General features: G+C 31.6%; 37 protein-coding genes and 2 pseudogenes. 23 read left to right on the forward strand and 16 right to left on the reverse strand.

Annotated elements, in window-relative coordinates; genetic code table 11:
* Position 1 precedes the first annotated feature (1 nt).
* The 3 genes from AB6T46_RS04655 to AB6T46_RS04665 form a co-directional block, all read right to left on the reverse strand.
* Positions 2-1,564, reverse strand: coding sequence for a terminase large subunit domain-containing protein (locus tag AB6T46_RS04655; RefSeq protein ID WP_370930991.1), 1,563 nt, complete (start codon positions 1,562-1,564; stop codon positions 2-4).
* Positions 1,565-1,717: 153 nt separating this feature from the next.
* Positions 1,718-2,173 carry a hypothetical protein gene (locus AB6T46_RS04660; protein ID WP_370930992.1) on the reverse strand — a complete coding sequence of 152 codons (456 nt, stop codon included), beginning with the start codon at positions 2,171-2,173 and terminating at the stop codon, positions 1,718-1,720.
* 97 nt (positions 2,174-2,270) lie between these two features.
* Entirely contained in the window at positions 2,271-2,570 is a 300-nt protein-coding gene (locus AB6T46_RS04665; protein ID WP_370930993.1) for an HNH endonuclease, read from the reverse strand.
* A 196-nt stretch (positions 2,571-2,766) separates the two neighbouring features.
* On the opposite strand from AB6T46_RS04665, the gene AB6T46_RS04670 reads away from it, so the two are divergent.
* From AB6T46_RS04670 to AB6T46_RS04680, 3 genes are all read left to right on the forward strand, one after another.
* On the forward strand, positions 2,767-3,690 hold the full coding sequence (locus AB6T46_RS04670; protein WP_370930994.1) for an outer membrane protein: 924 nt from the start codon (positions 2,767-2,769) through the stop codon (positions 3,688-3,690).
* Positions 3,691-3,811: 121 nt separating this feature from the next.
* Positions 3,812-4,120: a type II toxin-antitoxin system RelE/ParE family toxin gene (locus tag AB6T46_RS04675; protein WP_370930995.1), complete on the forward strand. Its 309-nt coding sequence runs from the start codon at positions 3,812-3,814 to the stop codon at positions 4,118-4,120.
* The gene (locus AB6T46_RS04680) at positions 4,101-4,394 is read left to right on the forward strand and encodes an addiction module antidote protein (RefSeq protein ID WP_370930996.1); all 294 of its coding nucleotides are present in this window, start codon (positions 4,101-4,103) and stop codon (positions 4,392-4,394) included. Before AB6T46_RS04675 ends, AB6T46_RS04680 begins: the two co-directional genes overlap by 20 nt.
* A gap of 62 nt (positions 4,395-4,456) precedes the next feature.
* Here the strand turns inward: AB6T46_RS04680 and AB6T46_RS04685 are convergent, their stop codons facing one another.
* Positions 4,457-4,756 carry an HNH endonuclease gene (locus tag AB6T46_RS04685; RefSeq protein WP_370930997.1) on the reverse strand — a complete coding sequence of 100 codons (300 nt, stop codon included), beginning with the start codon at positions 4,754-4,756 and terminating at the stop codon, positions 4,457-4,459.
* 201 nt (positions 4,757-4,957) lie between these two features.
* Between AB6T46_RS04685 and AB6T46_RS04690 the strand changes: the two genes are divergently transcribed.
* A complete protein-coding gene (locus AB6T46_RS04690; RefSeq protein WP_370930998.1) occupies positions 4,958-5,725 on the forward strand; it encodes an outer membrane protein in 768 nt (255 codons plus the stop codon).
* 362 nt (positions 5,726-6,087) lie between these two features.
* Here AB6T46_RS04690 and AB6T46_RS04695 read toward each other — a convergent pair whose 3' ends face one another.
* From AB6T46_RS04695 to AB6T46_RS04730, 8 genes and pseudogenes are all read right to left on the reverse strand, one after another.
* Positions 6,088-6,594: a hypothetical protein gene (locus AB6T46_RS04695; RefSeq protein ID WP_370930999.1), complete on the reverse strand. Its 507-nt coding sequence runs from the start codon at positions 6,592-6,594 to the stop codon at positions 6,088-6,090.
* A gap of 96 nt (positions 6,595-6,690) precedes the next feature.
* Entirely contained in the window at positions 6,691-7,572 is an 882-nt protein-coding gene (locus AB6T46_RS04700; protein WP_370931000.1) for a bifunctional DNA primase/polymerase, read from the reverse strand.
* A gap of 72 nt (positions 7,573-7,644) precedes the next feature.
* Complete coding sequence (locus tag AB6T46_RS04705) at positions 7,645-8,169, reverse strand: hypothetical protein (RefSeq protein ID WP_370931001.1); 525 nt, start codon at positions 8,167-8,169, stop codon at positions 7,645-7,647.
* Complete coding sequence (locus tag AB6T46_RS04710; protein ID WP_370931002.1) at positions 8,156-8,992, reverse strand: DUF1376 domain-containing protein; 837 nt, start codon at positions 8,990-8,992, stop codon at positions 8,156-8,158. The genes AB6T46_RS04705 and AB6T46_RS04710 overlap by 14 nt, the downstream gene beginning before the upstream one ends.
* A 47-nt stretch (positions 8,993-9,039) precedes the next feature.
* Positions 9,040-9,198, reverse strand: a pseudogene (locus tag AB6T46_RS04715) (helix-turn-helix domain-containing protein); the annotation flags it as partial.
* 236 nt (positions 9,199-9,434) lie between these two features.
* Positions 9,435-9,680: a hypothetical protein gene (locus AB6T46_RS04720; protein ID WP_370931003.1), complete on the reverse strand. Its 246-nt coding sequence runs from the start codon at positions 9,678-9,680 to the stop codon at positions 9,435-9,437.
* Between the two features lie 28 nt (positions 9,681-9,708).
* Positions 9,709-10,203 carry a hypothetical protein gene (locus AB6T46_RS04725; RefSeq protein WP_370931004.1) on the reverse strand — a complete coding sequence of 165 codons (495 nt, stop codon included), beginning with the start codon at positions 10,201-10,203 and terminating at the stop codon, positions 9,709-9,711.
* A gap of 14 nt (positions 10,204-10,217) precedes the next feature.
* A complete protein-coding gene (locus AB6T46_RS04730; RefSeq protein ID WP_370931005.1) occupies positions 10,218-10,553 on the reverse strand; it encodes a hypothetical protein in 336 nt (111 codons plus the stop codon).
* 365 nt (positions 10,554-10,918) lie between these two features.
* On the opposite strand from AB6T46_RS04730, the gene AB6T46_RS04735 reads away from it, so the two are divergent.
* The 16 genes and pseudogenes from AB6T46_RS04735 (at position 10,919) to AB6T46_RS04810 (ending at position 17,491) form a co-directional block, all read left to right on the forward strand.
* Entirely contained in the window at positions 10,919-11,218 is a 300-nt protein-coding gene (locus tag AB6T46_RS04735; RefSeq protein WP_370931006.1) for a helix-turn-helix domain-containing protein, read from the forward strand.
* 216 nt (positions 11,219-11,434) lie between these two features.
* On the forward strand, positions 11,435-11,560 hold the full coding sequence (locus AB6T46_RS04740; RefSeq protein WP_370931007.1) for a hypothetical protein: 126 nt from the start codon (positions 11,435-11,437) through the stop codon (positions 11,558-11,560).
* A 196-nt stretch (positions 11,561-11,756) separates the two neighbouring features.
* Entirely contained in the window at positions 11,757-12,269 is a 513-nt protein-coding gene (locus tag AB6T46_RS04745; RefSeq protein WP_370931008.1) for a hypothetical protein, read from the forward strand.
* A 186-nt stretch (positions 12,270-12,455) separates the two neighbouring features.
* Positions 12,456-12,851, forward strand: coding sequence for a hypothetical protein (locus tag AB6T46_RS04750; protein ID WP_370931009.1), 396 nt, complete (start codon positions 12,456-12,458; stop codon positions 12,849-12,851).
* A gap of 9 nt (positions 12,852-12,860) precedes the next feature.
* Positions 12,861-13,601 carry a recombinase RecT gene (locus AB6T46_RS04755; RefSeq protein ID WP_370931010.1) on the forward strand — a complete coding sequence of 247 codons (741 nt, stop codon included), beginning with the start codon at positions 12,861-12,863 and terminating at the stop codon, positions 13,599-13,601.
* A pseudogene (locus AB6T46_RS04760) lies at positions 13,588-14,210 on the forward strand (lambda exonuclease family protein). Before AB6T46_RS04755 ends, AB6T46_RS04760 begins: the two are co-directional and overlap by 14 nt.
* Positions 14,210-14,404, forward strand: a complete 195-nt coding sequence (locus AB6T46_RS04765) for a hypothetical protein (RefSeq protein WP_370931011.1) — start codon at positions 14,210-14,212, stop codon at positions 14,402-14,404. Before AB6T46_RS04760 ends, AB6T46_RS04765 begins: the two are co-directional and overlap by 1 nt.
* Before the next feature lie 9 nt (positions 14,405-14,413).
* A complete protein-coding gene (locus AB6T46_RS04770; protein ID WP_370931012.1) occupies positions 14,414-14,776 on the forward strand; it encodes a single-stranded DNA-binding protein in 363 nt (120 codons plus the stop codon).
* On the forward strand, positions 14,769-14,984 hold the full coding sequence (locus AB6T46_RS04775) for a helix-turn-helix transcriptional regulator (protein ID WP_370931013.1): 216 nt from the start codon (positions 14,769-14,771) through the stop codon (positions 14,982-14,984). The genes AB6T46_RS04770 and AB6T46_RS04775 overlap by 8 nt, the downstream gene beginning before the upstream one ends.
* 31 nt (positions 14,985-15,015) lie before the next feature.
* A complete protein-coding gene (locus AB6T46_RS04780; protein WP_370931014.1) occupies positions 15,016-15,768 on the forward strand; it encodes an antA/AntB antirepressor family protein in 753 nt (250 codons plus the stop codon).
* Positions 15,769-15,797: 29 nt separating this feature from the next.
* A complete protein-coding gene (locus tag AB6T46_RS04785) occupies positions 15,798-16,175 on the forward strand; it encodes a hypothetical protein (protein ID WP_370931015.1) in 378 nt (125 codons plus the stop codon).
* Positions 16,176-16,236: 61 nt separating this feature from the next.
* Positions 16,237-16,506, forward strand: a complete 270-nt coding sequence (locus AB6T46_RS04790; protein WP_370931016.1) for a hypothetical protein — start codon at positions 16,237-16,239, stop codon at positions 16,504-16,506.
* Between the two features lie 12 nt (positions 16,507-16,518).
* A complete protein-coding gene (locus AB6T46_RS04795) occupies positions 16,519-16,737 on the forward strand; it encodes a hypothetical protein (protein WP_370931017.1) in 219 nt (72 codons plus the stop codon).
* 3 nt (positions 16,738-16,740) lie between these two features.
* On the forward strand, positions 16,741-16,875 hold the full coding sequence (locus tag AB6T46_RS04800) for a hypothetical protein (RefSeq protein WP_370931018.1): 135 nt from the start codon (positions 16,741-16,743) through the stop codon (positions 16,873-16,875).
* A gap of 11 nt (positions 16,876-16,886) precedes the next feature.
* Positions 16,887-17,180: a hypothetical protein gene (locus tag AB6T46_RS04805; RefSeq protein WP_370931019.1), complete on the forward strand. Its 294-nt coding sequence runs from the start codon at positions 16,887-16,889 to the stop codon at positions 17,178-17,180.
* A gap of 47 nt (positions 17,181-17,227) precedes the next feature.
* Entirely contained in the window at positions 17,228-17,491 is a 264-nt protein-coding gene (locus AB6T46_RS04810) for a hypothetical protein (protein WP_370931020.1), read from the forward strand.
* Positions 17,492-17,594: 103 nt separating this feature from the next.
* Here the strand turns inward: AB6T46_RS04810 and AB6T46_RS04815 are convergent, their stop codons facing one another.
* From AB6T46_RS04815 to AB6T46_RS04830, 4 genes are all read right to left on the reverse strand, one after another.
* The gene (locus AB6T46_RS04815) at positions 17,595-18,782 is read right to left on the reverse strand and encodes an ImmA/IrrE family metallo-endopeptidase (protein ID WP_370931021.1); all 1,188 of its coding nucleotides are present in this window, start codon (positions 18,780-18,782) and stop codon (positions 17,595-17,597) included.
* Positions 18,772-19,428 carry a hypothetical protein gene (locus AB6T46_RS04820; protein ID WP_370931022.1) on the reverse strand — a complete coding sequence of 219 codons (657 nt, stop codon included), beginning with the start codon at positions 19,426-19,428 and terminating at the stop codon, positions 18,772-18,774. Before AB6T46_RS04820 ends, AB6T46_RS04815 begins: the two co-directional genes overlap by 11 nt.
* 89 nt (positions 19,429-19,517) lie before the next feature.
* Complete coding sequence (locus AB6T46_RS04825) at positions 19,518-20,657, reverse strand: tyrosine-type recombinase/integrase (RefSeq protein ID WP_370931023.1); 1,140 nt, start codon at positions 20,655-20,657, stop codon at positions 19,518-19,520.
* Between the two features lie 228 nt (positions 20,658-20,885).
* Positions 20,886-21,134: a hypothetical protein gene (locus AB6T46_RS04830; protein WP_370931024.1), complete on the reverse strand. Its 249-nt coding sequence runs from the start codon at positions 21,132-21,134 to the stop codon at positions 20,886-20,888.
* Between the two features lie 1,016 nt (positions 21,135-22,150).
* Here AB6T46_RS04830 and AB6T46_RS04835 point away from each other — a divergent pair.
* The 3 genes from AB6T46_RS04835 to AB6T46_RS04845 all read left to right on the forward strand — a co-directional run bounded on the left by AB6T46_RS04835 (position 22,151) and on the right by AB6T46_RS04845 (position 26,106).
* Positions 22,151-22,954 (forward strand): PhzF family phenazine biosynthesis isomerase, encoded by an 804-nt coding sequence (locus AB6T46_RS04835; RefSeq protein ID WP_370931025.1) that lies wholly within the window; start codon positions 22,151-22,153, stop codon positions 22,952-22,954.
* Between the two features lie 644 nt (positions 22,955-23,598).
* Positions 23,599-24,369, forward strand: a complete 771-nt coding sequence (locus AB6T46_RS04840) for a TSUP family transporter (RefSeq protein ID WP_370931026.1) — start codon at positions 23,599-23,601, stop codon at positions 24,367-24,369.
* Between the two features lie 537 nt (positions 24,370-24,906).
* The gene (locus tag AB6T46_RS04845) at positions 24,907-26,106 is read left to right on the forward strand and encodes a DEAD/DEAH box helicase (RefSeq protein ID WP_370931027.1); all 1,200 of its coding nucleotides are present in this window, start codon (positions 24,907-24,909) and stop codon (positions 26,104-26,106) included.
* Positions 26,107-26,564: the final 458 nt, after the last annotated feature.

Consider the following 26,564-nt stretch of genomic DNA (forward strand, 5'->3'; position numbering starts at 1 on the left):
ATCAATCACCTATAAAATCGCTGAAATAACTATCTACGGAATTAGACCGCACATCCATTAATTGACTCATCAATATATGATGTGCATTAAATAAACCTATTAACGGGTCAATCTTCGCTCTACCGCTGATTTTCTTAGTGATATAAACGGCACTGCCACGTTGTTCTAATTTGGCATTACCAATAACCCATTCCATCAGTAAGCTACCGCTATGAAATAGATTTTTATCTTTGATAAGTTTTTCAATCTCTTGAATAGTACCGCTTAATTTATAACCTTGTGGAACTGCAGTAACAGCTCCAGCTATACCATTTTGAGTAATAGTAAAACCTGCATTTTGTAATTCTAATAAAACACTAGAAATACCGGCACTATCTACACCAATACCAGCAATAGCAGGTAATTTACCACTAGCATTAACTTGCTTTACTAAATTAACAATAAAGCTAGTTTCTTCACCGCTTTTATTATAAAAGCTTAAGCTACCTTCCCGCTCAAAATCAGTTAATTGTACTGCTATATCTTTACGACGTTCTAAAATTATCCTATCGGCTAAAGCATGGAAATAACTATAATATTTACCTGTAGAGGAATTTAAACCAAGCACACATAAACCTAGTAAGTCATCTAAACCACCACCATCAATACCAATAGTTACCTTATCGCTTTTGGCTAAAAGATTCTCAACTGAGGCTAACGAATAATCTATACAATCCTTCCAATAAGGAGCAGCTCCCCAAACTTCACCGGTTAAATCAGTAGCAATTTGCACGTTTAAATGTTGTGATAAAAAACGATTTAAACTAGCCTCACCTGCTCTATCGGCTTCATTAAAAGCCTCTTTTAAAAAATCTAAATTAACGGATAAACCTAAATTAGGTGTTACATATTTCCAAAGATTAACATCGCGCCATTGCTCATCATCACCTGATTGAACCTCTTGCGGAAATTCATATAATATTGGCAGGGTTCTCGTGTCTCTTATTTCACCATCACGTATTTTCCTAGCAACTTGTAACTGTTCTTTAAATACTCCTTTAGGAGCTTGGTCACTTTGCGTAGTAATAGTTAAAATAAAACCTTCTGCAACACTAGCCATACCACCACGTAACTGAGTAATAACTCGTTCAGCCTGTGGCAAAGAAGCAATAACATGCAATTCATCAATTAATACAGCAACTGGTTTTACTCCGGTAAGGGTTTTAACATCAAAGCTTTTAACTCTTAAAACTGCTCCGGTTTGTAAATTTTTAATTTCTCTCTTATGGTAAGTAATATGAAATAAATTACTTAAATACGTATCTATTTCAATCATTCCGCATAATTGTTCAAATGATATCTTGGCTATATCCAATGTAGGAGCTACTATTAGCATTTCTGCATTAGGGCGCTCATTTAAAATCAGATTAACTAACATTATCGCCGCACCGCCAGTAGTCTTACTATTCTTCTTAGGTACAAGGCAAAAAATATGATTAATCATTCTTACCTTATTTTTACTATCCCATGAACCAAATATCGCACGAACGATATCCCTAAACCATTCACCCGCTGAATCTTTCATTAAAGGAGTGCCAGCAACATCTGGTAAACAAAGACGATTAAAACAAGCAACTGCAAAATCTGCTCTTTCCTTATTAAGTGGTAAATCAGGAACTAAGCTTTTACCAGCCTGTAAAGATTCCCACCAATTAGGAAATGATAAATCCCATATTTATTATTTTGCATTTACCCAACCTCGAGGATTAAAATTATCTGCCAATTCGCTAGCTTGTTCCTTTTTACTAACATAGCTAGACCTTTCGTCGCCTTTAATCATTTTTAAAAGACTTCTTACTGCGGTTTCTTTTCCTTGTTTGGCATTTTCTAATAAGAAATCTGTTAGCTGTTCTTCTTTTTGCAAAATAAAATATTCACGCATCGATAATAAACCAGCAAATGACACCTGAAATACAGATAGCTCTAGCTTTAGCAAAATTGCTATTTTTTCATCTGACCAATTTAAACCCAATAATTTTTTAACCTTCTCTAATTCTTCTGTAGAAGGCGTATAAACACCGTTACGCATTATTCCTTGGGTCATTACCGTGGAAATATTAGTAACTTTCTGTGGAAAACTTGCGTTTTTGTTATTTTTTCCTTGCTTAGCATGTTTCATAATTGCAAAAATCATCCCAAAATCAAAGTTTTTTTTAAAAAAAAAATCTCCAGAGTGCCCCCCCTCCCGAACAAAAGAGAGCCTCCTAAAAAGCTAACTATTACCCCCCCTTTTAATTATTTTGTCGCATTTTCTTAGCCAGGGAGGTTTTCTTATTATGGCAAGAAGCACATAAAACCTGCAGATTACCTAAATCTGTACGGCTTCCACCATCTTTTATCTCTTTAATATGGTCAACATATAAACGTTTGGTGGAGTTACACCAGCTACACTTATAACATGCACGCTTTAAAGCCTGCTTACGTAATGATAACCACTCCATAGAACTATAAAAACTATCCTTAACCCTTGGCATAAAACCAATGGAACTAACACTACTGCCTATAGATGATTTATTAAATGATATCTTCATACAACCAATTTACTACCGCTATAAACAAAGTAACAGAGTCTGTAGAACGTAATTTTAAATAAAATTGATAAATAATAATATTTATAACTATCATATTAAATTTATTCTTATTGTATAAACAGATACATGCTAGTATAACACTACCTTTGATTGTTTGTTAATTCGTTATAATTATTAATTATTTTATGAGGTTATTATGAAATTAAAATATTTGTCTTATATTCTACTTGGTTCAGTCTTCTCAATGAGTCAAGTATCTGCTACTACCGTAAGTAAAAAAACCGACTTACCAAAACCATCTAATAGTAAAGTTTTAGACAATAATTGGTCTGGAGCTTATGCAGGTTTGCAATACTCTCTCGCGATAAATCATTATAAAAATCCTTGGACAGATATTAAACTATTTATTAATGATGACATAATAACCGACTCAAATAATACTCCTACGTGGAAAAAATTTGACTCACGTACTAACTATTCTTATTTAGATGGTTTATTCTTAGGTTATAATAAAAAAATTAACGATAAATGGATTTTAGGCGTTGAATTAGATGCATCTTTTAAATTAAATGCCGGTAATCTACATTATGAAAGCTACACACACCCTAATATTACCTCTGAATATAAAACTAAGCCTATAGAATTACCCTTAAATCGTTATTTGAATGGAGCTTTACGTGCTCGCCTTGGTGTAAATTTAGGAAATTTCTTACCTTATATTGCTGGTGGGCTTAATGTAATATATGATTTACCTAATAAAGAATATACAGATTTTTTACCTGAACAGTCAATATATATAGATAAAACATCCAAATCTCCGGATTATAAGACTACAAATAGAATAACCATTGAAGGTGATGATAAATTATATCTTGGCTGGAATTTAGGAGCAGGTTGCGAATATAAACTGAACAAATATATAAGCATTCGAGCAGAATATCGTTATAGTAATATTATTTCTGATCAAAAGAAAAAAATAATTTCTAAAACAACATACGAACCACCCAAAGAACGTAGAAAGGTTGCACAGGAAAATGATTCAGAAATGGTGATTTTAAATTATGGCTTAGACAATCTAAGTAGCCATGATGTACGTCTTGGTGTAAGCTATTATTTCTAAGACGATTTATATAGCCTCTCTAAAAACCTATAATTTTTTTATAGGTTTTTTTATTAGCTTTATTTTAAGGGAACAATTTATTAGGCTTGACATTTATGCACATGTAATCTATAAGTTACATATGTTTAGAATTCATAAAACAAAAGAATTTATTAACTGGCTAAATAACCTTAAAGATACCACAGCGCAAACACATATAGTTACCCGTATTATTAGACTTGAAGCTGGGTTATTTGGTAATGTAAAATACTTTAGCGGTATAGGTGAATTAAAGATAACTCACGGGAAAGGTTATAGAGTTTATTTTATTAAAAAAGGCAACGAAATTATTATTTTGTTAAATGGTGGTAATAAAGCTACTCAGCAAAAAGATATAGAAAAAGCCTTAAAAATGGTAAAGGAGTTAAAAGATGGAAATTACACCTTTTGATACTAGTAAATATTTCAAGACTGAAGAATCACAAGAAATACTTCTACAAGATGCTATTGACAGCGGTGATAGTGGCTATTTAGCGCATGCTCTAGGTATCATTGCAAAAAACCAAGGAATGACAAAATTAGCTAAAGATACTGACTTAGCAAGGGAATCTCTTTATAGGTCTTTAAGTGAAACTGGTGACCCAAAACTTTCTACAGTATTAAAAGTTTTAAAATCATTAGGATTAAAAATTAGTATCACTGCTTTAAATCCACAAAGCAAATAACTTAATAGATATAAACCTTTAGCACAATCCCAAGCAGCGCCTCATTAAAAAAGCCTCCCCTTTTAATTATTTTGTCGCATTTTCTTAGCCAGGGAGGTTTTCTTATTATGGCAAGAAGCACATAAAACCTGCAGATTACCTAAATCTGTACGGCTTCCACCATCTTTTATCTCTTTAATATGGTCAACATATAAACGTTTGGTGGAGTTACACCAGCTACACTTATAACATGCACGCTTTAAAGCCTGCTTACGTAATGATAACCACTCCATAGAACTATAAAAACTATCCTTAACCCTTGGTATAAAACCAATGGAACTAACACTACTGCCTATAGATGATTTATTAAATGATATCTTCATACAACCAATTTACTACTGCTATAAACAAAGTAACAGAGTCTGTAGAACGTAATTTTAAATAAAATCGATAAAAATAAATGTTTATAACTATATATTTAAGTTTATTATTATATAAGAAGATGTTCTTATTATGCTAGTCAATATCTACTTAGCTAATTATCGATTATTTATTGTATTTATTAATAATTTTATGAGGTTATTATGAAATTAAAATATTTGTCTTATATTTTACTTGGTTCAGTTTTTTCAATGAGTCAAGTATCTGCTACTACTGTAAGTAAAAAAACCTACTTACCAAAAGCATCCGCTAGTAAAGTTTTAAATAACAAAAAGAATGATGACAATTGGTCTGGGTTTTATCTAGGTGCGGCAGATTCTTTTGCGATAAATCGCATAAAAAATCCTTCTATAAAATCAACAATAACTACAAAAAAGGACGGTTCGAGTTCAGATTATGAAACCAAGGAACTTGGCAAAAGTAAAATGAATTCGGTTAATTCCAGATCTCTTTTAACGGGTTTGTTCTTAGGTTATAATCATGCAATTACCGAGCAAATAGTTGTAGGTGCGGAATTAGATATATATGCTAAATTAACTTTATCTCATCGACATTATAAAGGAGCCAGTGAGCCAAAAGACGATGAACTCCCTAGGAAGATTGAGCATATAGAATTGCCTTTAAATGACTATTTAGATGGTACTTTACGTGCTCGATTAGGATGGAATTTAGGTGATTTTTTACCTTATGTTGCTGGTGGTATTAATGCAGTGTATGATTTACCAGAATATGACATTGAAAAGTTCGCTAAAAATAAATTAACACAGATAATAGACAGAAAAGACAAACTAGAGAACATAATAACAAAAGTTGAAAAGGATAATAACTTACATTTTGGCTGGACATTAGGAGCGGGTTTCGAATATAAACTAGATAAAAATACAAGTATTAGAGCAGAAATACCGTTATAGTAACAGTTTTTCTAATTACGAGAAAAAAATAACTTATACCAACAAAACAGATACCAACGAAAATACTACTTTAACTTATGGATTAAACGGTCTCAGTAGCCATGATGTACGTATTGGCTTCAGCTATCATTTCTAAGACCATTATATAGACTCTGTAAAACCCTATAATTTTTTTATAGGTTTTTTTTTATTGTTTTTATTTAAGGGAACAAATACTAGTGTTAGAACTTAACATCACTGCTTTAAATCCACAAAGCAAATAACTTAATAGATATAAACCTTTAGCACAACCCCAAGCAAGCACTTCATTAAAAAAAGCCCCGCATTTATTACGGAGCTTTTTCTATCAACTGCTCGAAAAATTAGAGTAATTCAGCATTATGACTTAATGGAAAAATTTTCATAACATGTGTTTTACAAACTTTCCTAATACCTTCATTAAAATTTTTCTCATAATCAGAAAATCCATAATCACGACCTAGAAAAACAGCGAAATAATCATCAGGCAGTTTGTTCCTTGTTACTTTCGGGGTAAAAGCAAAAAACGGAGTATCTCCTACATAACCACCTTGAGGATTTTTAACATTTACCAATCCGCATACATAAGTCAACGGTTGAGAATCCCCAGCAACATAAATTTTAGATGCTTGTACAAAAGAATAGCGCGCAGAATAAGGGTCTTTAACTAAACTTTTAACAGCTTCTTTAACTTTATTTTCTATTGAATCGGAAAGTTTAATTGGAGTTACTTTATATGGGGGATACCCATGATCAGCAGTTAAAGTTCTTTCGACAATATTAAATGAACCACAAGCAGATAATCCAAAACAACAAAAGAACACAATAGGTAAACAAATTTTTCTATACATAACTCTTTCCATTTCACAAATAACTTATAACATGTTTTAATATATTACAAATACCATACCTTACATACCGTAATAATTAACAATATTAACTAACTCTTATATATCCACATTTAAATCACGTGGTTTTCTTATACCAGCTTGTAAACCTAAGTTAATAGTCGCTAATACATCCTTAGCCTTTAATCCTAAATAGAAACTATTATGTTCTAATTTTGATATAGCTTCTATCTTACTTAACACATGAGCACCAACCAAGGTACCAAGATTAAAAGCCGAGGTAGATAACTTATTAATAGCTGTACCAGTAGCGGAATAACGAAGCTGTTGCATTTCCTCAGCTACTAATTTATCTACATAGCGACGAAAATTATCGTCAAGCAAAGAACTTACAGATGGCTTTTTAACTCTATTAACATGCTTAATAGCGGGCTTAGGCTTTGTGATTATGTCTTTTATCCAGTTAGGCAAAGTAACAATATTAGTAAAACTACCCTTAGCTATATATTTCTTACCATCTTCCAGAATAGCACCGCTAGCAATAACATAACCACCTGCACCACGCACATCTACACCTTTAGGCAAATCTCCTGTAGCATTACCTAACATAATATCTTTTGGTTGTTTAAAATAAAAATGAAAGCCGTTATTAGCTGTAACAACTGTAAAGATATTGCTAATATCATATTCATACTGTTTAAATAACGCTAATAGATTAGTAACACCATCAACATTAGCTTTTTTATCAGCATCTAACACTATCAAGTTAGATTTTCCTAAATCTATAGCTGGTATTGCATCTGGGTAATTGTCCCACCAAAGTTTTATCTGCTCTAAATCTAAGGTTGAAATAGCGCGCCAGCTTTGTTTTAATAAAGGTGCTTTAGCTCGCTTACCTTTTCCCCTACATGGAAAGATATAATAACCTGCTTTTGCTAATGTTACAGCGGATAAATAATTTTGCTCTTTAAGCTTTTCCATAACTATTTACCCTAAACAAGCTCTTACAATTACGGTTAACTTGTCGCAGTTTTGATATTACTTCATCAGGAGTTAACTTCCTTCCCTCAAGCTGACGCCAAGAAAAATTATCCAATACATAATCGTTAATGCATCAAGGTCAAGGTCTGCAGAATGTGAATGAATAGTTTTTAAACCATAGTGATAATAATCTTCCCTAGTTAATAAACCATCTGCAACTAGCTTGTTATATTCAAAAGGACAAACATCCTCTAACACAATTTTACCATATTGCTTTATCGCTAGCTCAAGCTGTTCTTCTCGCGATTTAGTTAAATTATTTGCAGATTCACGACGAGACAAGATAGCTCTAACTAACCGGTAAAAATGGTCAATTGAAGGAACATAACCTTTTAATTCACCATGATGACCCATAAACAAATCATCAACTAACTTTTCAGTTTCATCAGCTGTTAGAGGTGCAACCGCCTTAGCATATTCAGTCATAAACATGCTGATATTTTCAATTAGGGTTAGCTTTGGAGAACGTAAAACCGTGAACAACCGTTTTATTTGTTCGGATTTCCTTTCAATTTCGTTAAGTTTAGCCTGTTGCATTCACTTGCTCCTTTTGTCCAAAATCAGTAAAAACCTTACTAAAATCCATATCTTTCACGGTTTCAGCCTGTCGCTTATAGTCATTGTTCCAGCTAGTAACGGGTAAGTTAATAACCTTTGCTGGTTCATCTTCCCAACGCTTTTGGTTTAAAAATGTTGAAGGGTTAAGCCATTGATAGCTTTCAGGTTTGGATTGCTTGTATCGTCGCAAACCATCCAAAATAACATCACAAGTTACCGTCTCCCTAGCCAAGCTATAAGCTTTGATAGCTACTGACTTACCGACCTTATGCGGATATTCTTCCCAAAAAATATTAAAATCATCTGGAGGGATTTTTGCTTTTTTGACAAATACTTTAGTATTTGGTTTTTTATTATTCTGGTTCTGGTTCTGGTTAGCTTGATTTTGCTTGTCGTTTGCTTGTAGCAAATCGTTAGCAAAATTATTTTTTGCTTGGTTTTGCTTCTTAACCTCAGCTCCAAATTTACCAGCAAGTGAACGTTTCTCGCTGATTTCGGCTTTCTTTTCTATAGAGACACTAAGCTCTTCTCCAACTCTTGTGGACCACAATTTATCATCAGAAGTAACTATTATTTTGCCATCCTCTAATAAAAAGTCTAGAGCTTTAATAAATGTTTTAACTGTACAACCTGCATCATATGCTAATCTTTTAAAATCTTTAGTTATCGGTGATTGTTTATCATACATTAATGATATTAAACTAATATAAACCCCCTTCTCAACCGCGGTCATACTAGCCACACCAGCACGCCAATCAGAAGCAAACCATCTAACCCACGGTGTTTTATTATTTGCACTCATTGTTAATCTCCTTTGAATCTCTTTAACAATTTAAAAAATAGCAACACTTACTTCTGTTCAGTATTCCCTACTTCAAAAATTACTTTTACCTTTAAGGCTGTTGTCATTTTTAAAATTGTTTTTAGCTTAGGTTCCTTATTACCTACACGCCATTGATATAATGAAGAATAAGAACAGCCAGACAAGCCTTCTAAATCTTCTAAGGATAACCCTTTTGCTTACGTACTTTATCAAGAGTAAAGCCGATGTCTTCAGGGCTGGTTATAAGATGTTTCATTATTTACTTTCCTTATTGCTTAGTCTTAGTAGTATTCTATTAAAAGTTGCAGGTTCATTTAGAAAATTGTAAAGTTAGAGAGACAAAAAACAAACTACAATTTAGAGAGGAATAAACTCATAACTAAAGAACCTGCAACTATTACCAGCCATCAGACTGATAACTTTAATCATCATCACATATTTTAAAATATCTTGTAGTTGGACTCTTATCATCAACAATGTAGTTCTCTACGCTAGCACGCATTGGTAAACGTTCATCTAACCAAATATACCCAGCTTCTATACTATTATGATTTGCTATTCTAATGCTCGCTGTCACAGTGTTATCTCCACCCGCATGTATTTTAATGTCGTGTAGATATAACCCCTTACTAGCTAGAAATTGCTTTATCTCTTCTATATTAATCATTGCACGCTCCTATAATTGACATACTCACCTAATTAACTGCTTCTGGTATTTGGCTCGCATCTGTTATTTCAGTAGGCGCGTCCTTTTTCTGGCTATTGTTATAATCTACTTGTTTGTTATGCGCTTCAATTTCAGACTGTAGAAAGGTAATAAATTGATTAGGAATTCCTCTTGCATGTAAGGTAATTTCATTTTCACCATGGCAAATTTTTAATATATCACGATAGTAATTGTCTTTTGTTAACTCAAATTTGAAATTATTATTCTTTGAAAATTGTAGTTCTAAATATTCATTTATAATTACCCTTGAGATAATATTATTAGGATAGGTTCTTACATGTCCAGCTGTACCATAATTTCTTTTAAACTCAGATATCACCCGTTCTTTCTCTTCTTTTAGCTCTTTCTGGAATATTTCCTCACGCTGTTTTTCGTCTTTCTTAAATTGCTTTTGTAATTTTCTAAAAGCGTAATAAAAAACCAAAGATGGTAAAGTAGCTATTAATATTAAGATTGCTGTCATGTTAGTTTCCTTTGTTAAGTGGTTTTTTTACTTCTAAATTTTATATATTTTATCCTATTCCGCGGGAAATAGATTGCCTCATCTCCCCAGTCTTCGTTCTTAACTCCTTTCACTTCCATCCAGGCAAAATTAGCATCTGACACATGTGTAACGTACATCATTATGTCCCCGTTATCTAAGAAATAAACCCCTGAATTAGGGCTATCTTTAAACAGATAGGTATTTGCACAATGAAACGTACGGTTATCCTCTGTTACAACTGTAATTTGAGTAATTGCGTTATTACTGAACATCTCCCGCCATTCTGGAGCTAGATTAATTGTATTTCTCTGTAATTGTATGTTTTCCATCTTAGTTTCCTTTTCCTACTATGGGCTGTTTGTGTTAATCTATTCAACCTTAGGTTGTGTTTTGTCAACGCAACTATTACCTTGCGGGGGCGTTAGGTTATAAAAATCGTTAGGGGTTACCTGCCCTTCCGTAACCTCAAATATTTTTTAGTGATTTTATGAGCAGGAATTCTTTCGCCTGACAAATAACGCTGAATACATGTAGTAGTAACGCCAATCATGCAAGCAAATTGTCGACGACTAATTTTATTTTTTTCTAAATATGTTTTTAATGTAATCATAAAAATAATATACCAAAATAGTATAGTGCAATCAATACCAAAGTGGAATTTGAAAAATATTTTTTTTTAGTTAGGATAAATACCATGAATAATTTACGATTTTTCAGAGTTAAGGCAAATTTAACAGCTCAGCAACTAGCAGAAAAAGCAGGAACTACACAACCACAAATTTTTCGCTTAGAGACAGGACAACGAAAGCTAACAAAAGAGTGGGCAATACGCTTAGCACCTCACTTAGGTGTTAATCCTAAACAACTGCTATTTTCTGACCGTCCAAGCGATATTGATGAAGACATCTTAGACTTGCTTGAAACTTTAGACGATAAGCAAAAGCTTTCATTGCTAAATTTTATTAAAGATTTTTACGCAAAAAAAGATAAATAAACATTTTCTTTTCTTCTTTAGTAAACGTATCCCATATTGTTAATATCTGTGCATTAACAGATTTTTTCTGCTTCAAATAACTCACCCCCTCTCTCTTTTTTACAAAAAAAACCAGAATGGTATTGACAAACCATTCCATTATGGAATAATATAACCCATAGACCACGAAGAAGCAACGGCAGAACTGGTCTAGGTAAGCAGATAAGAAGTCATAAAATGAGCGAATTAGAAGAAATAAAGAAATTAGCTAAACAGATAATAAGCACAGGCGATAATAGGCTTAAATTACAATTATACGGCTTACTATGCGCCCTAGCTGATAAGGCTAAAGATAAATTATGAGGTACGAAATGATTAAAAAAATACCAGTAGGTTTTAATAAAGTAATGATTATTAAACAATTACCTAACGGCGCAATAAGCAGAAAGATTGTCCCCGCTCTAGAACAGGCAGTAAGTTAAAGTTTTCAGGCACTGTAGTGGTTAATTGATTTCGGCGATTAGCCACAAAATAAGACGTTACTTAGGAGTATAAAAATATGGAGCCTATTACCCAAGAGTTAGTAGAAGGTCTAACCCCTCAAGCAATAGCTAATTTTTACGGCGCTCTAACCGCAACAAAAACCTACCGTACAGTTGATTACAGCGGTAAATTTATTTCAAGCTTTGATGTTAAAGAACCATTTAGCATTATAAAACTTTATGCTTTTTTACATTATAGTTATAGCTTTTTTAAAAGATTTTTTAAGGTTGAGTTATTTAACGAGGAATTTAAAAATATCAACGGGATATATGTTGTTCCTAGTATATACGAGCAATATAAAAATATATCGTTAGAAGGAAGAGAATATTTACCCCAAGCTATTATTAAAGAATTTGATGAGTTTAACAAAACAGTAGATGCATTAGACGAAAAGAAAAGTCCTATTCCTTACCCTAAAGACTGTCAATGGAAATCCTTAAAAAGGATATTCTTATGGATTATATATAATAATCAAATGTCAAAGACTGACGAAGAACTAAGAATAAAACTATCAAGAAAGGTTAATTAATGAATATTGGCTTAATTTTATTATGTGTATTAATAGCTCTGTTTATTATTTTAGCTATTTCGCCTAATTCAAATCAGTAAATCAACCCTGCCCTTTACGGGGGTAATAACTAAAGATTATCAAACAATTTAAAGATTAATGCGATTTCTCGCCACGGATGTGCTTTGTCTAAAATAGGATAATAAAATGAGTGTTATAAAAGTTAAACTTATCTTAGGTGGTCATTGTAAGGATTTATTTAAAGATAATCCAATGCAATTTGAACTAGCTCCTAACACAGATATAGATGTCTTTATAAATGATTTAGAGCAGTTATTAGACGATATCTTTTATGACATAGCTTACTTTAAAAATGATGCAGAGAGAATAGATTGGGTAAATCATAAAAATAATACTATGGGCAATACTAACGAAGCCATGTCTAGAAGCTGGTGTAAGCTACATGCTAGCAGATTAAACTTTGAGAATGATTGTTTACCAATTTTCGTAAAAGAATCTGACTATTATCAAATGTTAGTAGATGAAGCAGAACAAAATGCAGAACTTGAATTTAGTGAGATGTTAAACACAAGATACTTATAGGATATTAATATGACACATTCACCTTTAGCCATTATGGCACAAAAATATAATTTTTCACCTGAGAAATTCAAAGAAACAGTAGTAAAAACATGTATGTCAGGAGACCCTAAACCAGAAGAATTTCACGCTTTTATTTCAGTAGCAAATGAATATGGTTTAAATCCCCTAACTAAAGAAATTTATGCCTTCCCTAAACGGGGCGGTGGTATTATGCCAATCGTATCTGTTGATGGCTGGGTAAAGATAATTCATTCTAATAACAAGTTTGACGGGTTACAATTTAAAGATAATCTAGACGAAAATGGTAAGTTAATCTCTATAACCTGCTGTATAAAATTAGCAAATGTAACCATGCCAATAGAGGTAACTGAATATCTAAGTGAATGTATGCAAAATAGTGACACTTGGAAAAAGTACCCTTCTCGCATGTTACGTCATAAAGCCTTAATTCAATGTGCAAGATATGCTTTTGGTTATAGTGGTATTTTTGATGAAGATGAAGCCCACCGTATAAATCAGCCAGTGTTAGAAGTTACAACAATTGATATAGAAAAAATACAACAAATTAAAAACTTACTAAAAGCTACAGCTATAGATGAAAATACTATCTTAGAACATTTTAACATAGCTAGCTTAGAAGAATTAACAGAAACCCAAGCGGAAATAGCTTTAAAGAAATTACAAAAAAGCCAAAAGAAGTTAACCAAGGATAACAATAGTTACTTAGAGTATAAAGATGCAACAGAATAGCGCAGAATGGTTTCAAGCAAGGCTTGGTAAAGTAACAGCATCACGTATTTACGATATTATTGCTAGCCAGAAAAATGGAGAGCCTCTGAAGAAATATTCTGATTATAAAATGCAATTGTTAAGTGAAAGGCTAACAGGGCAAATATTCTCACAACCAACTAATAAATATATGGACTGGGGTGTAGAATATGAAGCACAAGCTAAAGAAGAATATAAATTTTTTTAAATGATGTTGTAATAACTGAATGCGGTTTTATAAACCACCCTACTATAGCTATGAGTGGCGCAAGTCCTGATGGATTAATTAATGCAGATGGACTTATTGAAGTTAAATGCCCTCAATCTACCACACATTTAGATTTTTTACTTAATGATAAAATCAAACCCGAATATATAGCACAAATGCAGTGGCAAATGGCTTGCACAGATAGAGCTTGGTGTGACTTTGTTAGTTTTGACCCACGCTTTGAAGGTAAATCAGCAGGTTTAAGAATTAAAGAAAAGCGCATATTACGTGATGATAATTTCATCGCCGAAATAACAGTAAAAGTTAGTAAATTTTTACAAGAAATAAAAGATATGGAAACACAATTAAAGGAGACGCAATAATGGATATAGAAGAAAAATCAGTAAAGATAATCGCTCAAGCAGTTAAAGAAACATTGCTTGAATTAAGAAAAGATATTGTAGCAGGTCAAGACTCAATAAAGCTTATTGATAATATTATTCTTTCTTTAGACAAATCTACAACTGACACTAACAAAGCTAATTATATCAATAACCCATCTAAAACTATTAATTAGGTCAATGACATGTATGGATTAAATAGAGTTACCTTGATAGGACATGTTGCAACAGATTTAACCTTTTTTGAACTTAAGTCTGGAATAAAACTGCTAAAATTTCGTTTAGTTACTTCTGAGAGATGGAAAGATAAAGACGGAGAAGTTAACGAACAGTTAGAATGGCACACTATCGCTGTTTTTAATGATGCTCTTATAAATTTAGCAAATAACCTTTTAGAAAAAGGCGATGGTGTGATGATTGAAGGTCGACTTCATACCAGAAACTGGAAAGATAAAGAAGGTCACAAGCACACTACTGCAGAAATCATCTTAGATAAATACTCAGGTAGATTAGTGTTATTGCGTAAAAAGGATATTCAGAATGACTGAGAAATTAACCAACGTAAAAGAAACTGATAAATTACTCAATGCAAGAGAAGTCGCCTCAATGCTTAATGTATGTGTGACTACACTTTATGCTCATATGAAAAAAGGCAATTTTCCTCAACCAGTACAAATATTAAATTCAACGCGGTGGAAGCTATCAGATATAGAGGAATATATAGATAGCCAACCTCGCGGAGTAAGAAATCAGTAATTGTAATTATACCAAAAAGAGGAGTCTTATTATGGACAATCAATTAATGGAAATCAAACAAACACAAATAGCTAACGATACAATACAAACTGTTAACGCTCGTGAATTACATGAATTTTTACAAGTAGGTAAAGATTTTAGTAACTGGATAAAAGACAGAATAAATAAATATGATTTTAAGGAAAATCAAGATTATATAGTTTTCGCCAATTCTGGCGAAAACCTCCATGGAGGTAGACCAAGCAAAGAATACCACCTTACCTTAGACATGGCTAAAGAGCTATCAATGGTAGAACGCAATGAAAAAGGTAAAGAAGCCCGTCAATATTTTATTAAATGTGAAAAGAAGTTAAAACAACCTAATACCGCTAATATCACGGAGGTATTAAGCAATCCAGACCATTTAAAAGCATTATTATTAGATAACGTTAATAAGGTTATAAAATTACAAGAACTGGTTAAAGAACAAGAACCAAAAGTTAAGGCTTTAGAACATTTAACACGTGCTGATGGATTACTTTGTATTACTGATGCTGCTAAAGTTTTAAACATGCGCCCTAAGGATTTATTCCAATATTTACAAAAACACAATTGGATTTATAAACGCGTAGGCACAAGTAATTTTATCCCTTATCAAGATAAGTTAAAATCTGGCTTAATGGATTGTCCTACCACAACAATACATCGTCCTGATGGTAGTGAAAAAATCATAGCTCAAGCAAAAATCACCACTAAAGGTTTAGCAATATTATCTGAAAAATTACAAGCAACGCAAGTGGCATAGTAAGTAAGCCAAGTAAAAAGGATTTAACAATGATTGATAAAGGAGAAACAGAAATGAAAAAAATTAACAAAGATTTGATAAAACAATGTGTGGAAGAATTCGATACTAAAGCGGACGGCTTTCACGAGATGTACTTAAAAATTGAGCGTAATTTTATGAAAGAGGCTGGAAGTGGTCTTGTTTTAGAGCATTTAGCTAGTTTAGGTGGTTCTGACTCTTTGCTTAATACTTTAAAATTTATAAAAAGCTCTGAGTATAAAATGGTTAAGTTAACCTATTTCTCTGATACGGATATAGAGGCTTTAGCAGAGGCTGGATATATAATTATAGACAGTAAAGATAAATCTAACCCAAATATAACTCTAAATAATATGTTTTATCAAGATTTTCAGGAGAGCAAAAAATGATTGATAAGCATATCCAAATACCTATATTAATGATTCTATTATAAGCAAGATAGATAAGCTATTGGATAAGGACGATAAGCGTATTGTTTCTGCTAGTTTAAACAAGGTTAAAAGACAAAAAATATTAGAATTATTAAAGCAAGAAAAGTATAAGGATGGTTTAGCTGTTACAGAAATTACCAACCTTGTAGGAATGGGCAGAAGAGATGTTAATAGTTATATGAACTTTCTTTTAGATAGGGGCGATGTTATCCGCTTTAAAGGAGTGAATAGAAACCCTAACGGCGGTAAGCATAAAGAAGTGTATTATTACGCTCTTAATAAATGTTAAGGAGGTTTTATAATGTCAAATGATATTTTAGAAATTACTTGCGAAATAATGAAAAATAATAAATCTGCTAATCCTTTAGGATTCACTCAAAGAGAGTTAAAGGATTTAGTAAATAAAGAATTTGAGTATCTTATAGATGCTGTAATTGATGAATGTTTTTTTATAGAGCACAATCCTAGGACAGATATATCATTTACTGACACGGGTATATATGCAAAGCTTAGGGATTAAGGAATGAAAAAAGAAAACCGATTAGAAAAAGCCCTTAATGAACTAGAACGCCACAACGAAGATTTATATAGGTCTTTCTTGGATATGAAAAACACTTTTATAGCAGTGAGGACAGCGGAAATAATAAAAGGAGTTTGAGGAGATAAGAAATGACAAACACAGCGACTAAACGAGCAAATGAACAAATAACTATTACCGTAAAAGAAGAAAATAATCAACTTGTATTGTACATAACTGATGGTTGCAGTTGGAGTGAAAATTACCTGATTTTAAACCCTTTTACAATTAAACGTATTTTGCCAACTAGGGCTGACTCAGTATACGAAAAGCTATTTATCGAAATTATTGGGGAGGATTGCGAGTTTTTAATAAACACAAGTTATAAAGGTAATAGTTTCGAAAACATACCAATTTATAAAGGGCTAAAACTTGAGTTAAGCTAAAGATAGGAATAAATAACAAAATTAACAATCAAGAAAGGGCTGTTTCAATGAGTTTAAATTGTATTAGGATAGCATTGGAACAATTAGCAGAGCTAGCAAACAGAACAGAAGATAAACAAATAGCTAAAGATTTAAAATTGCTACTAGACTTATTAATTAAAATTAAATTTTTAGAAGATAAAGAAGAAAATAAAAACTCTATTATTACTGCAAAGAGCACACCTAACGACTACCAAATAGCATTAATAGGTGGAAAAAAAGAAGTGGAACTCATGAATCTTTGTGATATTGATATTGATAAACCAAAATAAACCAGTTATCAAGAAATCCTTGATAACTGACCAAAAGATATAAGTACTATAGAGCCCCGCTTTTATGGTGGGGCTTTTCTGTTGCCAAGCTAGTTAATAAGTTTTAGTTAAACTTAGATATGCAAAGTTTCTTGTGGACTGATTCAGCAAAATAAGATTCAGATAAATTAAAAAATTGTTTTAATATTTCTATTGATAATGGGAGCTCATTTATTAATTCATCAAAAGTAAATTTTCCACTTTTTATAAGTTTTTTGACAACATAATTTAGCAAGAGTGGCTCTTCAAAAGCTAACGCTCCCGATCCTGAGTCTAGAGGTTCATTTGTTCTCCACTTTTTATAAGAGATTTGTTTTTGTAAATTTAAGATTTGATACTCGTCAAAAATACCTAGTTGTTTACACCTCTGAACCATAGATTGAATTGATACTTTCCATCTAGATTTTAAGTGTATAAAAGACTCTACTTTAGTTGAGTAAATTTCATTTAGAAATGATCGTCTAGGTAATAAAAAAGCTCCAGCAAAATGATCAGCCTCTTTTTCAATTTGCTTAAGTCGTTTAGGGTCATCTAGTTCTTCTTCAGTAACCCAGGTATGTAAGCAAAGATGCGCTAATTCGTGGGTTGCGTCAAATCTTCTGCGAACGGCACTTTTTTTATCCGAAGCCAAAAAAATAAAAGGACGATCTCCACTCCAATAAGAAAAAGCATCAATGTTTTCTTTTTCAAGAGCTAAATGACAGATAAAAATACCCATTTGCTCCAATAAACCCATAACATTTGAAATTGGTCCAAGTCCTAGACCAAGTTCTTCTCTCAATTTTTCAGCATATTGCTCAATTTCTTCCTTTGTGTAATTATTGGCAACTTTATTTATTGGTTCAAAACTCGGTAATTTAACTTCAGGCAAATTTAGAAAAGGTTCTAATAATTTTACACTTGCAGTAAACCAAGAAGCATAAATTGCACATGCTCTATTTTTCCATTTGTTATCTACACCTTTTTTTCGAAAAAAGTTAGCCCCTTGTTGCCCAAAGACAGGATAGCTAGTATTAGTGAAAAATTTTGTTGGTTGTTTTAGTTCTTGTAATATTTTATGAAATGTTTCTGGATCAGGAACTCTATTTCCTTTTTCATAATTGGATATTGCCTGTCGGCTGACGTTTATGCGAGCAGCTAACTGTGTTTGTGTCAAACGTGCAATTATCCTAGCTTCAGTTAAGCGATTAGGAACCAAGGCTATCGGTTTTTTTCTAGAGTTAATTTCAATAACTTTAGTATTATTTCTCATGGTTTATTACAGAACTCTTTAATGTTTCTTTTAGTAAGTTCATATCCTCAGGGTTATAACTTGTATTTTCAATTTCAGCTGATGTTCCTGTTACTAGGTGCGGTTCATGAAGCCAGTTATTAGAGACCCACTTCCATTGAGGTCGATTATAGTTTGCGGGAAGACCAATTCTTAAGTCATTTAGAGAATATCCAGATGATGAAAAGGTTAGTATAAAATGAGGATAAGGTTCGTAAATGATATCAGCAAAACAGTTTTCTTGATAGTTAAATAAAGTTTTATTACCTACAAGTTTCTGTTCACGGAACATGGCTTTCTTGGGCGGTTTATTACAATTAGCAACTGAATTTATCGAAAATGTAAAATCACGCCCTATTATTTCTAAATATTTTCCTGTTGGTTTATCAAAATTTTTCCATCCACACGTAAATGGCAAAATTTTTCTTTCTATGTTACGTTGTATAACAAAATGAACCCCAATAGATAAGAAGTAACCTTTCATGTTATTTACCATTGGTAGTCCTAGCGCAAGATCATCCTTTCTCATATTTCTTATAACTTTATGACCTTCATTAACGCACTGCATTAATATTATCTTATCTTTTATGGGTATTCGGGTCTTTATAAAATCTTCTGGATGTATCATAGTTCTTATCATCTTATTTACTTAAAAGAATAACAGTATCAATATGGAGATAACTGTGTCATTGATACTATAGCAACACTATACGAAAATTACCCTTTTTTGTCAACAACAAAATCTGCCCATTTTTGCATTATTTCTCGTCGTTGTTCTAAAAAATCAGTTCTTAAATAAGCCCGTTGTACCTTTTGACCTATAACATGAGATAAAATAGTTTCTGCTATTTCATAAGGGGCTTTTAGCTCTTCTGCTAACCAATTTCTAAGACTAGACCTAAAACCATGAGGGCGAGCATCTAAACCCATATCTTTCATAAATTTAGACATGGTAGCATCAGATATTGGTTTACTTGCTGAACTAGAAAACACTAAATCGTTAACCTTACGTGTTTTTGCTATATCTAACACTTCTAAAGCTTGTTTTGATAAAGGTACACGAAAATCACTAATCTTACCTAATTGACCTTTTAAATATTCTGCTGGTATCGTCCAGACATCTCCTTCAATTTGTGACCAACGCATATTACGTATAGAGCCACTCCTTACACCAGTTAAAATAAGTAACTTTAAAGCTAAATTACTGATTAACTCATTATTTAAACATTCAAAAAATAACGGTATTTCTTGCCAAGGCATAGAAGGTATATGATTATTTGATTCTAAGCTTTTACCTAATAATATCTTAACGTTAGGAATAGCTAATAAATCTACCTTAAGACCTTTTGCTACAGCATATTTCATAGCTAGGTTAATTCTACCTAATATCTTAGAAGCAGTCTCATTCTTATCGCGCCAAAGAGGCTTTAAACAATCGTATAAAATATCTTGATTAATTTTTTCTATGGGCATATTACCAATTTTAGGAAAGATGTGTACTTTGAGAGGGCTAAGCCATTTTTCATGGTTGTTATTTTTTAGAGTATCTTTTTTACTTTCAAACAAAGCATAAATAATTTTTTCTAAACTATTTTCTTTTTCTGCTGATTTAGATTTAGGTAAAATTCCATCATGAATATTTTTACGTAATATTACTGCTTTTTCTCTTGCTTCTTTTAGGCTAACAAATCGTATAGAGCCTAAACTTATAGTTTTACGTTTACCATTAGCTGAGTAGCGCAAAAACCAAAAACCAGTCTTTGGATTGCTTTTTTCTAACCATAATCCACCCCCATCACAATATCTACCTCTAGGTGCATTTTTTACAACAAAATTATTTAACTGACAGTATTTCAAATTCTCACCCTTCTACTCACCATTGAACCGTTAATTTAGATGAAATTATACATAAAACATCTTATGAATTTGAAATTTAAAACTATCATTGAATCCCTAGAAAAGTAAGGCTTTTACCATGTGTTTGTAAGGGTGCGAATCACCTTAAAAAAGGGTGTGAATCACCCTCCGGGGGCACCGTTAATTTTAGCAAAAACCCATAATTTAGGTTTTTATATATAGATATTCTTATTTTCTTTCATGATAATCTCCTAACTCTAAAATCTCATCATTTTGATCAAGAATAACAATTTTCTTTTTACCGTCTGGATATTCCATGACTAATTGATCTGAGGGTAGATCATCCACAGAATAAACAATACGATGTCCTCTTTCTAATAAATCTTCAGATATTATTTCAGGATTATTATCTATAAGCTCAAAGACTTCTTCTTCGGTTTTACATTCATCTAATAATTTATCAAGCTTAGTTTTCATAATATGAATCCTTTAAAATATCAATCTAAATTTTGTAACAAGAAATAAATTGGTTTAATATTATAATAATTAATTTATTGTTTGTTTTAAATATGGTTTTTGCATTTGATCACCCTTCTCTATAAGTTATCCTGTTATAAATAGCTGCTTGTAATAGTTTTATATCTTTAAATATTCTAATGATATTATATCTTCTAGTATTTCTTTATTAAAAAGATTAATAATAACTATATTTAAAACGCCCTTACATTTTAAATTTTCATTGTAATTCTAGCATCTAAAAAGTTGAATTGCTATGCGTTAATACATTAAGATCCATTTAAGAAATTTTAGCAACGTTAAAAAATATCAGCAGATATAAAACCCAGTTCTTAATTATATTATTAATTTCCTTATTTGATAGACAACATAAAATTATATCTCCTTTTTTATATTTGTTCGTTTGTTTCAATATAAAAATTTAAAGATCAGCTTTCTGTTGTATCGCACTTTTTACTATTAACTTAAATATTAAAAATATTTAAAAACAAACTAATATCATAAAAATAATTATTTTTATGTGAAGAAATTTTATAATAATTCATCATAATTATAAAGTGCTGTTAATCTGACTCGTTGACTAAAAACAGGATCTTGAAAATATAAAGCTTGAACGCCTAAAATAGCTGGATAATCTGCTACAAAGAATAAAACCTTACCTGCCTTCGTTACTTTATCTCCTGATTTTTAAGCTATGGTAATCTTAATAATTCATCTTCTGTTAGTAAATTACATGGAGTTTCTTATGTAGACAAATTTTTGCTAAAATCTATTTTTAAAGTAGATCTATAGCTTCTTGTTATTTTTTGCTTGTTAATAAAAATACAGCACCCCAAAATCACATACCGCCTCCACTTAAACATCATACGACTGAAACGTTACAAAAGTAGGCTTTGCGATAAAGTGTAATTTATCTTGCATTTTACAATAAATAGAGCTAAATTAATTCTAAATATACAATAATATAGGTCAACATAATGTCGCACCCTATTCAATTCTTCCGATGTTTTCAAATTCCTAATAATCCAGATTCTGGAAATATAGCTGCAGTCGTTGAAAATTTTTCAAATTCCTTACAAAAACGCAAATCTCTGGCGCAAGAACTCAATACACCTGTCACGGTTTTTGTTGATTTTGATACTGATAATAAAACACAAATTTCTTTTTTCTATCCAGATCGACAAATGCCTTTATGCATTCATGGCGCTCTAGCTGCAGGTAAATTTCTATCTAATATGCAAGACAACAATGAAGTTCAATGCCTGACTTCAAATAACAGAAAACTATCTTTTAAAATTGATGATTCATCTATCTATTTAGATGTAGAAGCAGAAGAGATATCAGCACCTACGCTCAACGCTTCCACCTTAACCAAAATGCTAAATTTCGATATTAAAGATTCAGATTCTTGTTCCGTTATCTCTGTAGGAAGTCCTAAACTGCTCATTCCGATCAATTCTCTCAACGCCCTTATCAGCTTACAACCAAATTATAATTTTATAAGCGAGTGGAGTTTAGAATATAAAATTAATGGACTCTATGTCTATACACCACAAACATTTGCACCGCACGCTAATTATCATGCACGTGCTTTTAATCCAATAACAGGACATAATGAAGATGCTGCAACGGGTACAGCTGCTGCAGCTTTATCTTATTTTCTAAAAAAAAGCTTGATTATTGAACAGGGTCACGCTTTACAAACACCTTGTGAAATTTCTACGCGCTATACACCTAATCAAACATTCGCAGTTGGTGGTATCGTCAAGTTAGCTAGATGAGATCTAATAATATAATCTTTTAAGAGGAGATAAGCTCAAATAACAGAGAACCCCTAAACAAACCCAAATATCCAAATATCCAAATATCCAAATATCCAAATATCCAAATATCCAAATATCCAAATATAAAGGGTAAAAATTTTTAAACCAATATTCCATCCTGGTTTACTAAAATAAAAAGTTAAAGCAACTATTTATAAAATATTATCTTTGTTAATCGTACAAAGACAATATTTATATAATAATTATCCCCATTAAAAGAAAATTTAATAATATTAACAAATCTCTATCGAATATAAATTTCGTATTACGCCCCTCGCACGGCTCCTCATTTAATATCACTCTTACAACTAATTCATTTTCAATAATACATGCCTCTTTACATCATTAAACCGTAAATATGATAAAATTAGATAAATTTGAAATTTCAATATACCAGTGAATGGTTAAAAATAAAAGCTTGCACGATAATTTGGATTTATATCTCATACCTAAGAAAATATGGTAAATTACCACCTATAAATAGGTCTTATAAAAATAAAAAATCTTTGAAGAATATATATCCGTAAGACTTTATCAGCTTTACAAAAAATAACCTATAATGCTAATATATTTTGATATTAATAAAAAATAGAGAAAAACAAATGGAATATGAAATATTTTTATATTTTTTACTGTGTATCGTAGCTCTCATTGCAGGATTTACTGATACTTTAGCGGGTGGTGGAGGTTTAATAACGCTCCCTGCTTTAATGCTCACAGGACTAAATCCGGTTGCAGCCCTCGGAACTAACAAATTACAATCAGCAGTAGCAGAATTATCTGCAATATTATCTTTTAGAAAAAATAAAGATATTAATTATAAATTACTTATAAAAGCAATAATATGGACTATTGTAGGAGCAACTATTGGTACAATTTTGCTACAATTAGTCTATATAAGGATATTAGAAATTATTATTCCATTCTTATTAACCGCTGTTTTTATATATTATTTATTTACAAAAAAACTACAAACAAATAATGTAAATAACAAGCTAGAACCAGACAATAAGAAGTTTTTTTTATTAGGTAACACTATCGGATTTTATAATGGTTTTTTTGGCCCTGCTACCGGTTCTATCTGGGCTATTGCTTTAATGAAGAACTTTAGTTTAAATTTAAGAACAGCTACTATGTACGCAAAACCCTTAAATTTAGCAGGGAATTTAAGTGCATTATCTATTTTTATAGTTGGTGGTAACATTGATTATATAGCCGCTATACTAATGTGTATAGGCTCTTTTATAGGAGGTAAATTAGGGGCTAAATTTATCTTATATAAAGATTCTCAATATATTAAGATAGCTTTTATCTCAATAATGCTATTATCTATAGTTGCGCTGTATGCAAAGAATATTTTCAGATTAATATAGATAAAGATACCTATAATAAATAAACATAATTATTTCTCTGATTACTACATATTAAAATATGTAGTAATTGCCTATTAAATTTTAATATTTATCATTTAAGTAAAATAAGATTAATAGTCTACAAATATAAAAGATAAATTTTGTACGATTATATACTTCTCATACTATTAGCTAAATCATTTGTCATAATTTACCTATTTCAGCTAAAATTACCATTCATTATAGAAAAATAGCACTGATATATGAATAAAAAAGCAACTACAAACCTATTAAAATATAATCACATATAACTACAATGCTTAGAACCATTTAAAGATAACCTAATTAATATTATTTTATAAAAAGCTTGCAAAATAATATCAATTACATTATAAGCTAATATGAGTTCTAGACTCTTATAAAATGAATGGCTTACACTTTGCCTTTACGGCGTATCTGAAGATCTTTTCCGATCCCTAACGTTTGAATAGGAGTTACCAATTGCTAAAATTAGCTATTGGAGAACACTCTTTTACTTTTCAAACATAAGGAAATAATATGAAAAGCTTTGAAGTAATGGGATTACCTGAATCCCTGAACCATACACTTATAAATATGAAATTTGATATTCCTACTCCTATTCAAGCTGAAGCGATCCCTGTCGCCCTCAAAGGACAAGATATTCTAGGGTCAGCCCAAACCGGAACAGGTAAAACCGGCGCCTTTGGTATTCCGTTAATTGCACATTTAATTAATAACCCAACAAGCTGTGCGTTAGTTATGACCCCAACCCGCGAATTAGCTACTCAAGTTATCGCCCAATTACATGCTTTATTAGGAAAAACCACTAAAATTAAATCAGCTTTACTAATTGGTGGTGAGCCAATGCCAAAACAATTTCAGCAATTACGCAATCGTCCTCGTTTTATTGTTGGAACTCCAGGTAGAATTAATGATCATCTAAAACGTAAAAGTCTTATTTTATCAAATACAGACTTCCTAGTTTTGGATGAAACAGATAGAATGCTTGATATGGGTTTTACAGTCCAGATTGAAGAAGTACTTAAATATTTAGCACCAAATCGTCAAACATTATTATTTTCTGCAACAATGCCAAAAAATATTGTTAGAATAGCAGAAAAATATTTAGATAATCCAGCTCGCATTGCTGTAAGCGCAACCTCTGCTCCAGCTGCTAATCTTAAACAAGATAATATTCGCTTAAATGAAGGTGACAAATATAACACCCTTATTGAACAATTAGACCAACGTGAAGGCTCTGTAATAATTTTTGTTAAAACCAAATTCTCCGCAGATAAGATGTCAGTTCGTCTATCAAAAGATGGCTATAGCTCAGATGCTATTCATGGTGATTTACGTCAAAATAAACGCGACCGCGTAATTAACAATTTCCGCAATAAAAAATATAGAATTTTGGTTGCTACTGATGTTGCTGCTAGAGGATTAGATATTCCTCATATTGAACACGTAATTAATTATGACTTACCACAATGCGCTGAAGATTATATCCATAGAATTGGACGCACAGCCCGAGCAGGTGCAACTGGTGCTGCGCTTAATTTAATCAGTGCTGCTGATAAAAATAAATGGAATGCAATTGAAAGATTGTTAAATCCAGATGCGCCACGTAGCAAAAAACCACGCGATACGGAATTTAAATCCAAAGATAAAAATTTCCGTCGTAAAAAAACTCGCAACTCCTCAAACAAAAAAACTTTTAATAAAAGAGCTGCTTAAATATTAAAACCCCTAGGAATAATTCCTAGGGGTTTTATTTAACTATAAACTCCTTAAACACTTGTTAAACAACTTTAATTTCTTGCTTTCTGAAACCTTCATTTAGCCTTAGTTACCATTACAAATACAAGTAATTTTCTATCTCTCTATTTATTCTCACAAAACAAGATTTATTCTCACAAGCCAAACGAGTTTTAGTTATTATTGTCGTCATTCATCCGCTAACTTTCTTGTGATTTTACTGTTAGCTTAATAGCATTTTTATAGATGTAAAATATTTAGTGCTAAGAATAGTCTCTCTGCTTGTTGTTATGTGTTTATCTATTGCGATAGATTAATTTAAGTACAACTTTATATAGTTCCCATAAGCCAAAAATAATTCATCTTTTTTTGCGTAATTTAATCGTTTCATTATCAGTATATTTATTTGATTTTATGGAATATAGGGAATTAATAAA

It is taken from the genome of Bartonella sp. DGB1 (assembly GCF_041345015.1).
Taxonomy (GTDB): Bacteria; Pseudomonadota; Alphaproteobacteria; order Rhizobiales; family Rhizobiaceae; genus DGB1.